General features: G+C 60.6%; 13 protein-coding genes. 3 read left to right on the top strand and 10 right to left on the bottom strand.

Annotated elements, in window-relative coordinates:
• The first annotated feature begins 48 nt into the window (after window positions 1-48).
• The gene (locus tag AWU82_RS23435) at window positions 49-705 is read left to right on the top strand and encodes a LexA family protein (protein ID WP_064384077.1); all 657 of its coding nucleotides are present in this window, start codon (window positions 49-51) and stop codon (window positions 703-705) included.
• 39 nt (window positions 706-744) lie between these two features.
• On the opposite strand, the gene AWU82_RS23430 is transcribed toward AWU82_RS23435, so the two are convergent.
• The 4 genes from AWU82_RS23430 to AWU82_RS23415 are packed head-to-tail and all read right to left on the bottom strand — an operon-like array spanning window position 745 to window position 6,306.
• Window positions 745-2,694: an acetyl/propionyl/methylcrotonyl-CoA carboxylase subunit alpha gene (locus tag AWU82_RS23430; RefSeq protein ID WP_064380762.1), complete on the bottom strand. Its 1,950-nt coding sequence runs from the start codon at window positions 2,692-2,694 to the stop codon at window positions 745-747.
• A complete protein-coding gene (locus AWU82_RS23425) occupies window positions 2,694-3,509 on the bottom strand; it encodes a gamma-carboxygeranoyl-CoA hydratase (RefSeq protein WP_064380760.1) in 816 nt (271 codons plus the stop codon). The genes AWU82_RS23430 and AWU82_RS23425 overlap by 1 nt, the downstream gene beginning before the upstream one ends.
• Window positions 3,510-3,522: 13 nt before the next feature.
• A complete protein-coding gene (locus AWU82_RS23420; RefSeq protein ID WP_064380759.1) occupies window positions 3,523-5,130 on the bottom strand; it encodes a carboxyl transferase domain-containing protein in 1,608 nt (535 codons plus the stop codon).
• A gap of 12 nt (window positions 5,131-5,142) precedes the next feature.
• Window positions 5,143-6,306: an isovaleryl-CoA dehydrogenase gene (locus AWU82_RS23415; RefSeq protein WP_039767508.1), complete on the bottom strand. Its 1,164-nt coding sequence runs from the start codon at window positions 6,304-6,306 to the stop codon at window positions 5,143-5,145.
• A gap of 200 nt (window positions 6,307-6,506) precedes the next feature.
• Here AWU82_RS23415 and AWU82_RS23410 point away from each other — a divergent pair, with 200 nt between their 5' ends.
• Entirely contained in the window at window positions 6,507-8,204 is a 1,698-nt protein-coding gene (locus tag AWU82_RS23410; protein WP_064380757.1) for an AMP-binding protein, read from the top strand.
• A gap of 51 nt (window positions 8,205-8,255) precedes the next feature.
• Here AWU82_RS23410 and AWU82_RS23405 read toward each other — a convergent pair whose 3' ends face one another.
• From AWU82_RS23405 to AWU82_RS23385, 5 genes are all read right to left on the bottom strand, one after another.
• A complete protein-coding gene (locus AWU82_RS23405) occupies window positions 8,256-8,615 on the bottom strand; it encodes a DUF6124 family protein (RefSeq protein WP_064380755.1) in 360 nt (119 codons plus the stop codon).
• A gap of 87 nt (window positions 8,616-8,702) precedes the next feature.
• Window positions 8,703-9,068 carry a DUF6124 family protein gene (locus AWU82_RS23400; protein WP_064380754.1) on the bottom strand — a complete coding sequence of 122 codons (366 nt, stop codon included), beginning with the start codon at window positions 9,066-9,068 and terminating at the stop codon, window positions 8,703-8,705.
• A gap of 1,069 nt (window positions 9,069-10,137) precedes the next feature.
• Complete coding sequence (locus AWU82_RS23395) at window positions 10,138-11,037, bottom strand: hydroxymethylglutaryl-CoA lyase (RefSeq protein ID WP_064380750.1); 900 nt, start codon at window positions 11,035-11,037, stop codon at window positions 10,138-10,140.
• Window positions 11,038-11,181: 144 nt separating this feature from the next.
• Complete coding sequence (locus tag AWU82_RS23390) at window positions 11,182-11,583, bottom strand: MerR family transcriptional regulator (RefSeq protein WP_039767497.1); 402 nt, start codon at window positions 11,581-11,583, stop codon at window positions 11,182-11,184.
• A gap of 55 nt (window positions 11,584-11,638) precedes the next feature.
• A complete protein-coding gene (locus AWU82_RS23385; RefSeq protein ID WP_064380747.1) occupies window positions 11,639-12,583 on the bottom strand; it encodes a LysR family transcriptional regulator in 945 nt (314 codons plus the stop codon).
• A 176-nt stretch (window positions 12,584-12,759) separates the two neighbouring features.
• Here AWU82_RS23385 and AWU82_RS23380 point away from each other — a divergent pair, with 176 nt between their 5' ends.
• Window positions 12,760-13,989, top strand: coding sequence for an acyl-CoA dehydrogenase (locus AWU82_RS23380; RefSeq protein ID WP_011334996.1), 1,230 nt, complete (start codon window positions 12,760-12,762; stop codon window positions 13,987-13,989).
• A gap of 180 nt (window positions 13,990-14,169) precedes the next feature.
• Here the strand turns inward: AWU82_RS23380 and AWU82_RS23375 are convergent, their stop codons facing one another.
• Window positions 14,170-15,504 carry a substrate-binding domain-containing protein gene (locus AWU82_RS23375; RefSeq protein ID WP_064384076.1) on the bottom strand — a complete coding sequence of 445 codons (1,335 nt, stop codon included), beginning with the start codon at window positions 15,502-15,504 and terminating at the stop codon, window positions 14,170-14,172.
• Window positions 15,505-15,552 lie beyond the last annotated feature (48 nt).

Raw genomic sequence — 15,552 nt, 5'->3', positions numbered from 1 at the left:
TACAATATGTGTTTTGTCGGCCGAAGGCGTCCACGTATGGTGCCGCACATGGATAAATGGATTGAGTTGGTCAAGGCCAAAATGAGTGAACTCAACGTCACTCAAGTCGAGCTCGGCGAGCGTGTCGGCATGTCTCAGGGTGGCATCGGCCATTGGCTGAACAAGCGTCGCGAGCCCGGCATCACGCAGATGAACCGCGTGCTGAAAGCGTTGGGTATGGAGTATCTCGAAGTCGCGGTGGTGATTCGTGAACCGCAGATCGATGCGGACGACGAAATGCCTCTGGCACAGAAGTACAACCCTTACTTTCGCTACCCGGTCAGCGAGTGGAATGCGCCGATCGAGGCCCGTGAAAGCCAGCCAGCGTATTCGAGTGCCAAGGACAAGCGACGTTTCGAGCTGACGGATTATCACGCCCGTGGCCCGGCGTTCTGGCTCACGGTGACGGGTAATGCGATGACCGCGCCGACCGGGCAGAGCATCGGCGAGGGGATGATGATTCTGGTGGATCCGGCGCTGGAAGCCGAGCCCGGAAAACTGGTGATCGCCCAGTGGCCGGACAGCGACGAGGCCATTTTCCGCAAACTGATCGAAGAGGGCGGCCAGCGTTACCTGGCGCCGCTCAATCCGACCTGGCCGAAAGCCTTGTTGACCGACGAGTGCCGAATTATCGGTGTCGTGGTTCAGGCAACCGCCAAATACTAGTCAGATCGATCCTCGCCAAGCGTAGGATCGATCCACCTTTCAAGCTTCTTCCAGTTCGACCAGTGCACTGCCTTCGCTGACCATTTCGCCTTCCTGGCAATACAGCGCCTTGATCACGCCGGCATGGGGCGCGCGGATGCTGTGCTCCATCTTCATCGCTTCCAGCACCACCAATTGCGCCCCGGCTTCAACCGATTGCCCGGCCTCCACCAACACTCGAACGATGCTGCCGTTCATTGGCGCTGTCAGACCACCCTGATGGCTATGACTGGCTTCGACAGCGCTGATCGGGTCGTACGTTTCAACGCGTCGCAGCTCGCCGTCCCATTGCAGAAACAGAACCTCTCCACGACGAATCGCACGCAGTTGTCGGCGCAGCCCATCGTGCTCGACCACCAGTTGTTCGCCGATCAGTTTTGCATTGCCGCCAGCGCCGAGCGTCAACGCCCGATCCTGCCCCTCGCAACTCAAGTGGAGTGCGATTTCACGTGGCAACCCCGCGCGCAAACCACTGTGTAGCGCCCAAGGCGAAGCGGGATCATCCGACCGAGCCGTCTCCGGCAGGCTCTGCGCAAAAGCCTGCGCCGCCGCATTCCAAAATTCATCGCTCAGCGCAGCAGGCGCTGGCAGCAACTGATCCTGATAACGCGGAATGAACCCGGTATCCAGTTCCGCCGCCGCAAACGCCGGATGCCCGATGATCCGCCGCAGGAAGTTGATGTTGGTCTTCAACCCGCCAATCGCAAACTCGTCGAGCATGCTCAGCAGCCGTAAACGCGCCTGCTCACGATCTTCGCCCCAGGCAATCAGCTTGCCGAGCATCGGGTCATAGAACGGTGAAATCTCGTCGCCTTCCTCAACACCGCTGTCCACACGGCGCCCCGGTCCTGCGGCGGATTCTCGATACAGATCCAGACGCCCGGTCGCCGGCAGAAAATCATTCGACGGATCTTCCGCATACAACCGCACTTCAATTGCATGCCCGTTCAGCGGCACTTGATCCTGAGTGATCGGCAACGCTTCGCCACGGGCGACGCGAATCTGCCAGGCCACCAGATCGAGCCCGGTGATGGCTTCGGTGACCGGGTGTTCGACCTGTAGCCGCGTGTTCATTTCCATGAAGAAGAACTCGCCGCGAGCATCCAGCAGAAACTCCACCGTGCCGGCGCCGACGTAACCGATAGCCTGCGCCGAACGCACAGCCGCTTCACCCATCGCCCGACGCAGTTCCGGACTGAGGCCCGGTGCCGGCGCCTCTTCGACGACCTTCTGGTGCCGACGCTGAATCGAGCAGTCGCGCTCATTCAGGTACAGGCAATTGCCATGCTGATCGGCGAACACCTGGATTTCCACGTGACGCGGCTTGAGCAGGTATTTTTCCACCAGCATCCGCGAATCGCCGAACGAGGACTGCGCTTCACGCTGAGCCGAGGCCAGCGCTTCAGCCAATTGGCTGACGTCCTCGACAACTTTCATACCTTTACCGCCACCGCCGGCTGTGGCTTTGAGCAGCACCGGATAACCGATGCGTTCGCAAGCATCGCGGAAGGTATCAAGATCCTGAGCCTCGCCGTGATAACCCGGCACCAGCGGCACGCCGGCAGTTTCCATCAATGCCTTGGCGGCGGATTTGCTGCCCATCGCATCGATGGCCGAGGCGGGCGGGCCGAGGAAAATCAGGCCGGCGGCTTCGATGGCGCGGGCAAACCCGGCGTTCTCCGACAGAAAGCCATACCCCGGATGAATCGCCTGAGCGCCGCTGGCCTTGGCCGCCGCGATCAGTTTGTCGATTTGCAGATAGCTGTCGGCCGCTTTGCTGCCGCCCAGATCGACGCGGATATCCGCTTCACGACTGTGCCGCGCTTCGCGGTCGGTGGCGCTGTGTACGGCGACGGTGGTCATGCCCAGCGCCTTGGCGGTACGCATGACCCGGCAAGCGATTTCGCCACGGTTGGCCACCAGCAGGGTGGTGAGAACAGGTGCGCTCATCAACGCGGCTCCTTGGTGGTGGTTGCGGCTTGCCAGCTCGGCGCACGTTTCTGCAAAAAGGCCCGCAAGCCTTCCTGGCCTTCCGGGCTGACGCGGATGCGGGCGATGGCGTTTTCGGTGTAGCGACGCAGGGCCGGCGTCAGCGCGCCGTTGCCGACTTCACGCAGCAGATCCTTGCTGGCGCGCATGGCGGCGGGGCTGTTGAGCAGCAGGTTGTCGATCCATTGCTCGACTTTCTGTTCAAGCTCGGTCGCTGGATAGCTTTCCGACAACAAACCGATTTCCCGCGCCCGCTGCCCGCCGAAACGTTCGGCCGTCAGCGCATAACGCCGCGCCGCCCGTTCGCCGATGGCTTGCACCACGAACGGGCTGATCACCGCTGGCGCCAGGCCAATGCGCACTTCCGACAGACAGAACTGCGCGTCATCGGCGCCAATCGCCATGTCGCAGCAACTGATCAGGCCCAGCGCGCCACCGAACGCCGCGCCTTGCACCACGGCCACGGTCGGGATTTTCAGTTTGGCGAGGTTGTACATCAGCTCCGCCAGTTCCCGGGCGTCGTCGAGGTTGGTGTGGTAATCGAGTTCGGCCGATTGCTGCATCCACGCCAGATCGGCGCCGGCGCTGAAGTGTTTGCCGCGTCCGCGCACCAGCAGGAAACGCAGGCTGACGTCGCTGGCGACCTTGTCCAAAGCCAGGATCAGTTCGCGGATCATCTCGGCGTTGAACGCGTTGTTCTTTTCTTCGCGGCTCAGCCACAGGGTCGCGAAACCCCGTGGGTCGCTGTGCAATTCGAGGGTGTTGAAGTCGCTCATGAGGTTCTCCCGATCACATCCGGAACACGCCGAAGCGGCTCGGTTCGATAGGCGCGTTCAACGACGCGGACAAGGCCAGGGCCAGTACATCGCGGGTCTGCGCCGGGTCGATGACGCCGTCGTCCCACAGCCGTGCGCTGGAGTAGTAGGGGTGACCCTGTTCTTCGTACTGGTCGAGAATCGGTTGCTTGATCTCGCTTTCCTGCTCGGCGCTGAACGCCTGACCGCTGCGTTCGGCCTGCTCGCGCTTGACCTGAACCAGCACGCCGGCCGCCTGTTCGGCGCCCATCACGCCGATCCGCGCGTTCGGCCACATCCACAGGAAACGCGGATCGTACGCCCGCCCGCACATGCCGTAGTTACCGGCACCGAAGCTGCCGCCGATGATCACGGTGAATTTCGGCACCTTGGCGCACGCCACGGCGGTCACCAGTTTGGCGCCGTGTTTGGCGATGCCGCCGGCCTCATATTTCTGGCCGACCATGAAGCCTGTGATGTTCTGCAGAAACAGCAGCGGAATCCCGCGTTGGCAGGCCAGTTCGATGAAGTGCGCGCCTTTCTGCGCGGCTTCGGCGAACAGGATGCCGTTGTTGGCGAGGATCGCGATCGGGTAGCCATGCAGATGAGCGAAACCGCACACCAGCGTGGTGCCGAACAAAGCTTTGAATTCATCGAACACCGAACCGTCGACCAGTCGCGCAATCACTTCGCGCACATCGAACGGCTGCTTGGCGTCCGCCGACACCACGCCGTACAACTCATCGCTGGCGTACAGCGGCGCAATCGGCGCGCGCTGCTGCACTTCGCCGAGCTTGCGCCAGTTGAGGTTTGCGACGCTGCGGCGGGCGAGGGCGAGGGCGTGCTCATCGCTTTCGGCGTAATGGTCAGCGACCCCGGAAGTCTTGCAGTGCACATCGGCCCCGCCGAGGTCTTCGGCGCTGACCACTTCACCGGTCGCGGCTTTCACCAGCGGCGGGCCGGCGAGGAAAATCGTCGCCTGATTGCGCACCATGATCGCTTCGTCGGCCATCGCCGGCACGTAGGCGCCGCCAGCGGTGCAGGAACCCATGACCACGGCAATCTGCGGAATGCCCATGGCGCTCATGTTGGCCTGATTGAAGAAGATCCGCCCGAAGTGCTCGCGGTCCGGGAACACTTCGTCCTGGCGCGGCAGGTTGGCGCCGCCCGAGTCGACCAGATAAATGCATGGCAGACGGTTTTGCTGGGCGATGGTCTGGGCACGCAGGTGTTTCTTCACGGTCAGCGGGTAGTACGAGCCACCTTTCACCGTCGCGTCGTTGGCGACGATCATGCATTCGACGCCTTCCACGCGGCCGATCCCGGCAATCACGCCAGCGGCCGGCACGTCTTCGCCATACACGGCGTGGGCGGCCAACTGGCTGATTTCCAGAAACGGCGAGCCCGGATCGAGCAAGCGGTTGATCCGCTCACGGGGCAGCAGTTTGCCGCGTGAGGTGTGACGTTCCTGAGCTTTCGCGCCGCCGCCCTGGGTCACTTGGGCGAGCAGGGTGTGCAGGGCGTCGACCTGTTTGAGCATCGCCGCGCTGTTGGCGGCGAACTCCGCTGAACGAGGGTTGAGCTGGGTATGCAGGATAGCCATGGACAGCTCCGTTTAGCGGGTTTCGTTGAACAGTTCGCGGCCGATCAGCATGCGACGGATCTCACTGGTGCCAGCGCCGATTTCGTACAACTTGGCGTCACGCAGCAGACGGCCGGCAGGGAATTCGTTGATGTAGCCGTTGCCGCCGAGAATCTGGATCGCATCCAGGGCCATTTGCGTAGCGCGTTCGGCGGTGTAGAGGATTACGCCGGCGGCGTCCTTGCGCGTGGTCTCGTTGCGTTCGCAGGCCTGGGCCACAGCGTAGAGGTAGGCGCGGCTGGCATTGAGCTGGGTGTACATGTCGGCGACCTTGCCCTGGATCAGCTGGAACTCGCCGATGCTCTGGCCGAACTGCTTGCGGTCGTGGATGTACGGCACGATCAAGTCCATGCACGACTGCATGATCCCGGTCGGGCCACCGGACAGCACGACGCGTTCGTAATCGAGGCCGCTCATCAGCACTTTCACGCCGCCGTTGAGCACGCCGAGGATGTTTTCTTCCGGCACTTCGACGTCATCGAAGAACAGCTCGCAAGTGTTGGAGCCGCGCATGCCGAGCTTGTCGAACTTGTTGCTGCGGCTGAAGCCTTTCCAGTCGCGCTCGACGATGAATGCGGTGATGCCGTGCGGGCCCTTTTCCAGGTCGGTCTTGGCGTAGATCACGTAGGTGTTGGCGTCGGGGCCGTTAGTGATCCAGGTCTTGCTGCCGTTGAGCACGAAACGGTCGCCGCGTTTATCGGCGCGCAGTTTCATCGAGACCACGTCGGAACCGGCGTTCGGCTCGCTCATGGCGAGGGCACCGACGTGTTCGCCGCTGATCAGTTTTGGCAGGTATTTGGCTTTCTGTTCGTGGTTGCCATTGCGGTTGATCTGGTTCACGCAGAGGTTGGAGTGGGCGCCGTAGGACAACGCCACCGAGGCCGAGCCACGGCTGATTTCTTCCATCGCCACCACGTGCGCCAGGTAACCCAGACCAGCGCCGCCGTACTCTTCCGGTACGGTGATGCCGAGCAGGCCCATGTCACCGAACTTGCGCCACAGATCAGCGGGGAACAGGTTGTCGCTGTCGATCTGCGCGGCACGCGGGGCGATCTCCTTGGCAACGAAGGACTGAACCTGATCGCGCAGCATGTCAATGGTTTCGCCGAGGGCAAAGTTCAGGGATGGGTAGCTCATGGGTCACCTTTTGGCTTTTTTGTAGGGTGGGGAGAAGGGCGTTCAGTTCTCACCTTTACGTTAACGTAAGCCTGTGACGAATGGCTGTCAATCACCCTTTACGTTAACGTCAACTTGAGCGAGAGTAGAGCCAGTTCTGAATGGTCGGAGCCGCCGTAGCTCCGTTCCAACACCCGCTAATAAAGACAATAGGGGTCGTCATGGATCAACCCAGTGCAAACCCGCAGCGCAGCTACACCCGTGGTTCCCAGGACAAAGCCTTGCTGGCGATGACCATCGGGCAGAAGTTCGACGAGACCGTCGCGCAGTACCCGGACGGCGAGGCGCTGGTGGTGCGTCATCAGCAGCTGCGGTATACCTGGCGGCAACTGGCCGACGCGGTGAACGTGCATGCCAGAGCGCTGCTGGCGTTGGGTTTGCAGGCCGGTGACCGGCTCGGCATCTGGGCACCGAATTGCGCGCAGTGGTGCATCACTCAGTTTGCCACCGCGAAGCTCGGCGTGATCCTGGTCAACATCAACCCGGCCTACCGCAGCTCTGAACTCGAATACGTGCTCAAACAATCCGGTTGCCAATGGCTGGTCTGCGCCGGCGCCTTCAAATCTTCGAACTATCACGGCATGCTGCAAGGCTTGCTGCCGGAACTGGCCGAGCAATCCATCGGCGAACTGCGCAGCGAGCGCCTGCCGGAGCTGCGCGGGTTGATCAGCCTTGATCCCCAGCCGCCTTCGGGTTTTCTCCCGTGGTCGCAACTGGCAGATCTGGCCGCCAGTGTCTCTCCAGAACAATTGCGTGAACGCAGCGCCAGCCTGCACTTCGATCAGCCCGTCAACATTCAGTACACCTCCGGCACCACCGGTTTCCCCAAGGGCGCGACCCTCAGTCACTACAACATCCTCAACAACGGTTACATGGTCGGCGAAAGCCTCGGCCTGACCGCCGCTGATCGGCTGGTGATCCCGGTGCCGCTGTATCACTGCTTCGGCATGGTCATGGGCAACCTGGGCTGCATCACCCACGGCAGCACGATGATTTACCCCAACGATGCCTTTGATCCGCTGCTGACCCTGAGCACGGTCGCCGAAGAAAAGGCCACCGCACTGTACGGCGTGCCGACCATGTTCATCGCCATGCTCGATCAGCCGCAGCGTGCCGAGTTCGACCTGTCGACCCTGCGCACCGGGATCATGGCCGGCGCCACTTGCCCGATTGAGGTGATGCGACGGGTCATCAGCGAAATGCACATGAGCGAAGTGCAGATCGCCTACGGCATGACCGAAACCAGCCCTGTGTCCCTGCAGACCGGCCCATCTGACGAACTGGAACTGCGCGTCACCACCGTCGGCCGCACTCAGCCGCAACTCGAAAGCAAAATCATCGACGAGGCCGGCAACCCGGTGCCACGCGGCACCATCGGCGAACTGTGCACCCGTGGCTACAGCGTGATGCTCGGTTACTGGAACAACCCCAATGCCACCGCCGAAGCCATCGACGCGGCAGGCTGGATGCACACCGGCGACCTGGCGAGCATGAACGACGAGGGTTATGTGTGCATCGCCGGCCGTAACAAGGACATGATCATCCGTGGCGGCGAGAACATTTACCCGCGTGAACTGGAAGAGTTCTTCTTCACCCATCCAGCGGTGGCGGACGTGCAGGTGATCGGCATTCCTTGCTCGCGTTACGGTGAGGAAATCGTCGCCTGGATCAAATTCCATCCCGGCCACAGCGCGACCGAACAAGAGCTGCAAGCGTGGTGCAAGGAGCGCATCGCTCACTTCAAGACGCCGCGGTACTTCAAGTTCGTCGAGGAATTTCCGATGACTGTGACGGGCAAGATCCAGAAATTCCGGATGCGTGAGATCAGTATCGAGGAGTTACGTAGCAACGAGGGCTGACGATTAGAGCTTTCGAAGCCAGGCCGCGGATCCTGGCTTCGAAAGCGGCGCTTATTGCTTTACTTCTACATTTTCCAACGCCTGATTAACCGCCAACTCGCCCAACATCACCACTTGCGCAATGCCCAAAAGGGTCTTGCGGTTCGGCCCTTCCAGCAGGCCGGCAAAGTCACCGAGCATGACCGTGGCTGAAGCCAGGGATTCGCAGGCGTTGGCCAGCAATGACTCCGTGTCGGTTTGCGGGTTGACCCTGAACATGTCGTTTGGGGTGTAGGGCGTGGCCATGATCTTGGCTGCGGGGGGCAAGTAATAGTCGAGGGCGCGTTCGGCCGCGTCGTGGAGTTTTCTTGAATCGGGAAATTCGTAGGGGGACACCGGATCTTCTAACGGTGGAATGACGGTCTTGGACATCAGCTGGAACTCCAGAAAGAGTCGCTTGAGGGTTTTTATAGACGGCTGCCAGGCGGTGAGGGGACAAACCCCTCACCGAGGCGGCAACTACCGCGAGACGTGATGGTTATCCAGCACACGATTGACCAGCAGCTCACTCAGCATGATGACCTGCTGCAGAATCTGCATCGCCTTGCGCTGCGACGGATCGACGGTGTCGCCGAGGTCCCGAGCCATGTCACTGGCCGACGACAGCGTTTCGCACGCTTCGACCAGCAGCGTTTCGTCATCCATTGTTGGATTGACCAGATAGATCTTTCCGGGCTTGCGCGATGGCTTGGACGTCTTCTGCGCCCCAGGATCGAGGTAATGATTGATCGCCCGCTCGGTTGCCGTTTTTATGTTTTCGGCTTCCAGTGCGGCGTCGTAGGGGATTGAATCGGTATCTGGTGGGTTTGGTGTGGCTTTGAACATACGTGTAACTCCTATCGCAGATGTCAAGGAGCCATCACCCACGCTACCAAACGATGGGTGGCGGCCATACGCGGGTTGGTAGACCGGCTGCAATAGGAACCCGGCGCTCACGAATGAGCCCCACGCATGACCACCATAAAACAGAGCCCCCAAAAGGGCCTGCATACGGTGTTGCCATACAGCTATTACAGACGGGCTACCAAACCCGATCACTGTTTTTCAGTGACAGGGAAACGATATAGCCCACCCCATAGCCGCGTAAGCCGGCGGATTCTGGCGTACGCGTAGGCAACGACGCAAGGTGTTGTAGCCCTTATGGCGTAACGGTTCGTGTAATTTAAACGCGCATGCGGCGTCGTGTTTACACACAGCGAAAGCCGTGAACCCACCGTGTTTTTGTTGGGATTACTTGTATGTGGGGCTGGATGTTGAGGCACGGCATCAATTGCCTTATTGAGATCATGCCGAGTAAGCGCTTGCAGGAAGATCGAGATGGGGGAGGAGTTCCGTTGCGGACAATTTCAGAACGCCAGACAGCACAAAGGGGAGCCGAAGCTCCCCTTTAATTTTGTCGTCGCGTGCTCTTTTTTATTATTGAGGGGCGGTCTGTTGTTGTTTTTGGCAACCGTGGCCCTTTACCGCTGTTTTTGGCGACCCCCATCCGGGGTCAAGAGCAAACGTATTTTTTTGAGCGCTGATCTGCTTTCTCGTCTAACGATCCAACCGATTCGGGAGCTACCTGAAGGTAGTTTTATTGTTCTCTGCCCGGTTGCGGGTCATTCCGAGGAATACCCTGAAAAGCACACCTTCTCCAAAAAAATCTGTTAGCTGCGTCTCTGCCGTGTTGTTTTTGTTATGTCAGAGTCGGTACGTCTTATTTTTATTGGTTTGCTGCTTTTTATTCTTGTTATGCCATAGAGATAGCAGAAGCCGTGCCAACTTTTAGAAACCCTTGTAAATCAATGGTTTGAGTTTTTTGAAGGATTTTTCCTTCGGGCAAAACCAGACAATCTGTTTCCGTGTTACTCGCTTGTGCCCACGTTTCACGCTCGGCGGTAACACCATCCCCTCACTGTGCGCTACGGGCCTTGGCCACGCGCGAACCGGTCGGGCGGCCCAGCACGGCGCTGATCTGTTGGCCGGCGGCAATCAAGGCGTCGAGGTCGATACCGGTCTCGATGCCTAGGCCGTTGAGCAGGTACACCACGTCTTCGGTGGCGACGTTACCGCTGGCGCCCTTGGCGTACGGGCAGCCGCCGAGGCCGGCGATCGAGCTGTCGAACACCGCGATGCCTTCCAGCAGGCTGGCGTAGATGTTGGCCATGGCCTGGCCGTAGGTGTCGTGGAAGTGGCCGGCGAGTTTTTCGCGTGGCACCTGATTCGAAACCACTTCGAACAGCCGGCGGGTCGCGCCCGCGGTGCCGGTACCGATGGTGTCACCCAGCGATACTTCGTAGCAGCCCATCGCGTACAGCTCGCGGGCGACCATGGCCACTTGTTCCGGGGCGACCTCGCCTTCATAAGGGCAGCCGAGCACGCAGGACACGTAACCGCGCACGGTAACGCCGTGCTGTTTCGCCGATTCCATGATCGGCGCGAACCGCGCCAGGCTTTCGCTGATCGAGCAATTGATGTTGCGCTGCGAAAAGGCTTCGGACGCAGCGGCAAACACCGCGACTTCCTTGACCCCGGCGGCCAGCGCATCCTCAAAACCGCGCAGGTTCGGCGCCAGCGCGCCATAGGTCACGCCGGGCTTGCGCTGGATCTGCGCGAATACATCAGCGGAACCGGCCATCTGCGGTACCCACTTGGGCGAGACGAAACTGCCGACTTCTATATAGCCGAGACCGGCGGCGCTCAGCGCGTCGACCAGTTGCACCTTGTCGGCGACGCTGATGGGCTGGGCTTCGTTCTGCAGGCCGTCACGCGGGCCGACTTCGATCAGGCGTACTTGGGAGGGGAGGGACATGGTGTTGACCTGCTCTTTGAATTCCTGCGGAACCCCTTGTGGGAGCGGGCTTGCTCGCGAAGGCGGAGTGTCAGTCGACAAATCTGATTCTGAAACACCGCATTCGCGGGCAAGCCCGCTCCCACAGGAGATGAATTGTGGCTGTTACTGCGCGACTTGCTGGCTCTTGAGCGTCTGCTCCAGCGCCTGCACGCAACGTTCTTCGGCGGTGTCGAGTTCCAGCTTCATCTGTTCGATGTCCAGCAGTTGCTGTTCAAGCTGTGCCCGGCGCTCGCTGATTTTCGCCAGCATGCTGTTGAGTTGTTTGGTGTTACCGCTGGAGGGGTCGTAGAGCTCGATCAGTTCGCGGCACTCGGCCAGGGAAAAACCGATGCGCTTGCCCCGCAGGATCAGCTTCAGACTGACCTTGTCGCGCGGCGAATAGATGCGTTCCTGGCCTCGGCGCTCGGGGCTGAGCAGGCCTTGTTCTTCGTAGAAGCGGATCGCCCGGGTGGTGATGTCCAGCTCGCGGGCGAGGTCGGAAATGCTGTAGGTCTGGCTGCTCATGAAAGCGCTCGAAGAAGGGTCTTGGCGCTAAGCTAATGTCAGGTTGACGTTTACGTCAAGTAGCGGGCGTCTGCAGCTTGTCGAGCTTCTTCTCGTGCGCTGTCACTTGCTGGCACAACTCGATCATCTGCTCGCGCATCCAGCGGTTGGCCGGGTCCTGATCGGTGCTTTCGTGCCAGTACAAATGGGTTTCCACCGGCGGCACATCGTTGACCGGCAGATTGAACGCATGCAGGTCATGGCGCCGGGCGAACCGCTCCGGCACGGTCATCACCATGTCGGTCTGCTGCAACACCTGGGACGCCATCAGATAGTGCTGCGAGCGCAGGGCGATCTTGCGCTGGATGCCCATTTTGCCCAGGGCCAGATCGACGTGGCCCAGGCCACTGCGGCGGCTGGAAATATGAATGTGGGTCAGCGACAGGTAATCGTCGAGGGTGAATTTTTCCTTGGTCGCCAGCGGATGACCCTTGCGCATCGCGCAGACGTAACGGTCTTCCATCAGCTTGACGTGGCGCACCTGCGGGTCGGTGTTGAGTGGCGCATCCACGGCAAAGTCGAGACGCCCGGCAGCCAGTTCCTTGGTGGTTTCCCGGCGTTTGGACAGAAAGCTTTCGATGATCACAGTCGGCGCCAGACGACGCAGACGCTGGAACAGCGGCGGCAGAATCACCGCTTCGGTCAGGTCAGTCATGCTGATGCGGTAGGTCTTGACCGCTTGCGAGGGGTTGAAAATGCGGCTTTCCTGAACCGATACCCGCAGCAGCGACAGCGCATTGCGCACCGGGCCGATGATGTTCTGCGCCATGGGCGTCGGCACCATGCCCTGGGCGGTGCGTACGAAGAGCGGGTCGTTGAAGGTTTCGCGCAACCGCGCCAAGGCGTTGGACACCGCAGGCTGGGTAATGCCGACAATCTGCCCGGCGCGGGTCAGGTTGGCTTCGGTGTAGATCGCGTCGAAGACGATGAAAAGGTTGAGGTCGACCTTGCTCAGATTCATTACGCGGCTCTCTTGTTATAGGTGAATGGCGCGGGTCAGGGCGGCCAGGAAAATCAACCAATCATATATCGGTGATGAATGTTTATACACGCCGAGAATAGGCTAGGTAAATTATCAACGCTGTTCTAGCATCGATTGCATGACTTAAACAACCTGCCGAAAAAAGGTAATTGCTCATGGATTTCGCTTATTCGCCCAAGGTGCAAGAACTGCGTGAGCGCGTGACCGCGTTCATGGACACTTACGTTTACCCGGCCGAAGCCGTGTTCGAACGCCAGGTTGCCGAAGGCGATCGCTGGCAGCCGACGGCGATCATGGAAGAACTCAAGGCCAAGGCCAAGGCCGAAGGTCTGTGGAATTTGTTTCTGCCTGAGTCGGAGCTGGGTGCTGGCCTGACCAACCTCGAATACGCGCCATTGGCGGAAATCATGGGCCGTTCGCTGCTCGGTCCCGAGCCATTCAACTGCTCGGCACCCGACACCGGCAACATGGAAGTGCTGGTGCGTTACGCCAACGAAGAACAGAAACAGCGCTGGCTCGAACCGCTGCTGCGCGGCGAGATTCGCTCGGCGTTCGCCATGACCGAGCCGGACGTTGCGTCCTCCGACGCCACCAACATGGCCGCCCGTGCCGTGCGCGATGGCGACGAGTGGGTGATCAACGGCAAGAAATGGTGGACCTCCGGCGCCTGCGATCCGCGCTGCAAGATCCTGATCTTCATGGGCCTGAGCAACCCCGACGCCCCGCGTCATGCCCAGCACTCGATGATCCTCGTGCCGGTCGACACCCCCGGCGTGAAGATTATCCGTCCGCTGCCGGTGTTCGGTTACGACGACGCACCGCACGGTCACGCCGAAGTGCTGTTCGACAACGTGCGGGTGCCGTACGAAAACGTCCTGCTCGGTGAAGGACGCGGCTTCGAAATTGCACAAGGTCGCCTTGGCCCAGGCCGGATTCACCACTGCATGCGTTCGATCGGCATGGCCGAGCGCGCACTGGAACTGATGTGCAAACGTTCGGTAAGCCGCACCGCGTTCGGCAAACCGCTGGCGCGTCTGGGCGGTAACGTCGACAAGATTGCCGACTCGCGGATGGAAATCGACATGGCGCGTCTGCTGACCCTGAAAGCGGCGTACATGATGGACACCGTGGGTAACAAGGTCGCCAAGAGCGAGATTGCGCAGATCAAGGTCGTGGCACCGAACGTCGCGTTGCGGGTGATTGACCGGGCGATCCAGATTCATGGCGGGGCAGGGGTGTCGAACGATTTCCCGCTGGCCTACATGTACGCCATGCAACGTACCCTGCGTCTGGCCGACGGCCCGGACGAAGTGCACCGCGCGGCGATCGGCAAGTTCGAGATCGGCAAGTATGTGCCGAAGGAAATGCTGCGTAGCGAGCGCTGATTACAGACATTCCGCGTCAGCCCTGATCGTTCCCACGCTCTGCGTGGTAACGCAGCCATGGACGCTCTGCGTCCACTGTGACGCGGAGCGTCACGGTATGCATTCCCACGCGGAGCGTGGGAACGATCAGCGTACTGCGTGGGAGCGATCACGGCTCTGCGTGGGAACGATCGGGGAGGTTCAGTAAACCCAAACCTCAACCCGCCGATTCTTGATCCTGCCTTCATCCCCGCTGTTGGTTGCCACCGGCATCAGTGCGCCAAACCCCCGCACTTCGCGCAATACCACGCCGTTTTTCACCAACTCTCGGCGTACCGCCATCGCCCGCAGCTTCGACAGCAAATCCGCCCGTGCCGGGTCGTCCTTGGCGTCGCCGAAGCCCACCAGTGTTACCGCGCGGTCGGTCTTGTCGTGGTGCTTTATATAGTCGAACACCCGGGCCAGATCCTGGCGGGCCTTGTTGTCGAGGCTGGCGCTGCCTTCCTCGAATCGGAAGTTCACGGTCAGACGCTGGGCGTGGCGGCTGAGGGATTGATAACCCTCGGGCATCAGCGCATTCGGCGTGACGGCGATGGCCTGCACGGTCTGGGCGATAAAACCGTTGGCCGCGACAATCGCCTGACCCTGGCGGCTCTGCGCAAACTCCACCAACGCCCTGGCCCAGGGATTGTTGCTGTCGGGCGGCAGATAGAAGAACAGCCGCCGCGACAGTGGATAGTCTTCGGTGGCGATCAGGCTGGCGAGTGGCAGCATCGCCTGGGATTGCCCGTCGACAATCGCCACGGCCCTGGCCTGGCGCACATAGGGCAGGCCGATAAAACCGATGGCCTGCGGATCGGCACTGACGGCGTCGGACAACTGCTCGCTGGATTCGAACCGTTTCGCGGCATTGCTCAGGGATTTCCCACGACGACTGAGGACAAGTTCCTTGAAAGTGTCGTACGTACCGGACTGATCATCCCGCGCATATAAATGAATCGTCCCACCCTTGCCGCCGACGTCTTCCCACGTCTTCGCCTCGCCACTGAAGATCCGCGCCAGTTGTTCGGTGTTCAGTTGATTCAGCGGATTGTCGGGATGGAGGATGATCGCCAGGCCATCGATGGCGATAACCTGCTCGGCATCGGGGCTTTTCAGATCGCCCCGGGCTTGCAGGTTCAGCAGTTCGCTGTCCTTGATCGGGCGCGACGAGGCGGCGAGGTCGGCGCTGGCGTTCTTGAGTGCAGTGAAACCGGTGCTCGAACCGTGGGCGGCGATCTCCACCACGACTCTTTGGCCTTGAGCTGTGAGGCCGACGACCCGTTGTTCGTTGGCGGTGTCAGGGGTTTCGCTGTGGACTTTCAACAGCCCCTGATTGTGAAGCAGGCCTTCCACCAACGCCGGGCCGAGCGCCGCGCCGATGGTGTTGGAACCCTGAATGCGCAATACCGGGCCGTTCTCGGGAATGGGCAACGCCGCAACCGCAACCTGCAGCCAGGCGCTCAGGAGAAAGACGAACAGAACACGCAGGATCATGCCGGCACCGATTGCAGCCAAGGGGATTGCCGGGGAGATTAAGTCAGT

Source organism: Pseudomonas glycinae (assembly GCF_001594225.2).
Taxonomy (GTDB): domain Bacteria; phylum Pseudomonadota; class Gammaproteobacteria; order Pseudomonadales; family Pseudomonadaceae; genus Aquipseudomonas; species Aquipseudomonas glycinae.
The sequence above is the reverse complement of the archived record's forward strand: the minus strand, read 5'-3'. Positions and strand labels throughout refer to the sequence as shown.

Coding starts and splice junctions, on each gene's coding strand:
- AWU82_RS23420 (WP_064380759.1), bottom strand. CDS start 5,130: ATGGCTATCCTGCATACCCAGCTCAACCCTCGTTCAGCGGAGTTCGCC.
- AWU82_RS23390 (WP_039767497.1), bottom strand. CDS start 11,583: ATGAGCAGCCAGACCTACAGCATTTCCGACCTCGCCCGCGAGCTGGAC.
- AWU82_RS23430 (WP_064380762.1), bottom strand. CDS start 2,694: ATGAGCGCACCTGTTCTCACCACCCTGCTGGTGGCCAACCGTGGCGAA.
- AWU82_RS23375 (WP_064384076.1), bottom strand. CDS start 15,504: ATGATCCTGCGTGTTCTGTTCGTCTTTCTCCTGAGCGCCTGGCTGCAG.
- AWU82_RS23415 (WP_039767508.1), bottom strand. CDS start 6,306: ATGAGCTACCCATCCCTGAACTTTGCCCTCGGCGAAACCATTGACATG.
- AWU82_RS23405 (WP_064380755.1), bottom strand. CDS start 8,615: ATGTCCAAGACCGTCATTCCACCGTTAGAAGATCCGGTGTCCCCCTAC.
- AWU82_RS23410 (WP_064380757.1), top strand. CDS start 6,507: ATGGATCAACCCAGTGCAAACCCGCAGCGCAGCTACACCCGTGGTTCC.
- AWU82_RS23435 (WP_064384077.1), top strand. CDS start 49: ATGGATAAATGGATTGAGTTGGTCAAGGCCAAAATGAGTGAACTCAAC.
- AWU82_RS23385 (WP_064380747.1), bottom strand. CDS start 12,583: ATGAATCTGAGCAAGGTCGACCTCAACCTTTTCATCGTCTTCGACGCG.
- AWU82_RS23395 (WP_064380750.1), bottom strand. CDS start 11,037: ATGTCCCTCCCCTCCCAAGTACGCCTGATCGAAGTCGGCCCGCGTGAC.
- AWU82_RS23425 (WP_064380760.1), bottom strand. CDS start 3,509: ATGAGCGACTTCAACACCCTCGAATTGCACAGCGACCCACGGGGTTTC.
- AWU82_RS23400 (WP_064380754.1), bottom strand. CDS start 9,068: ATGTTCAAAGCCACACCAAACCCACCAGATACCGATTCAATCCCCTAC.
- AWU82_RS23380 (WP_011334996.1), top strand. CDS start 12,760: ATGGATTTCGCTTATTCGCCCAAGGTGCAAGAACTGCGTGAGCGCGTG.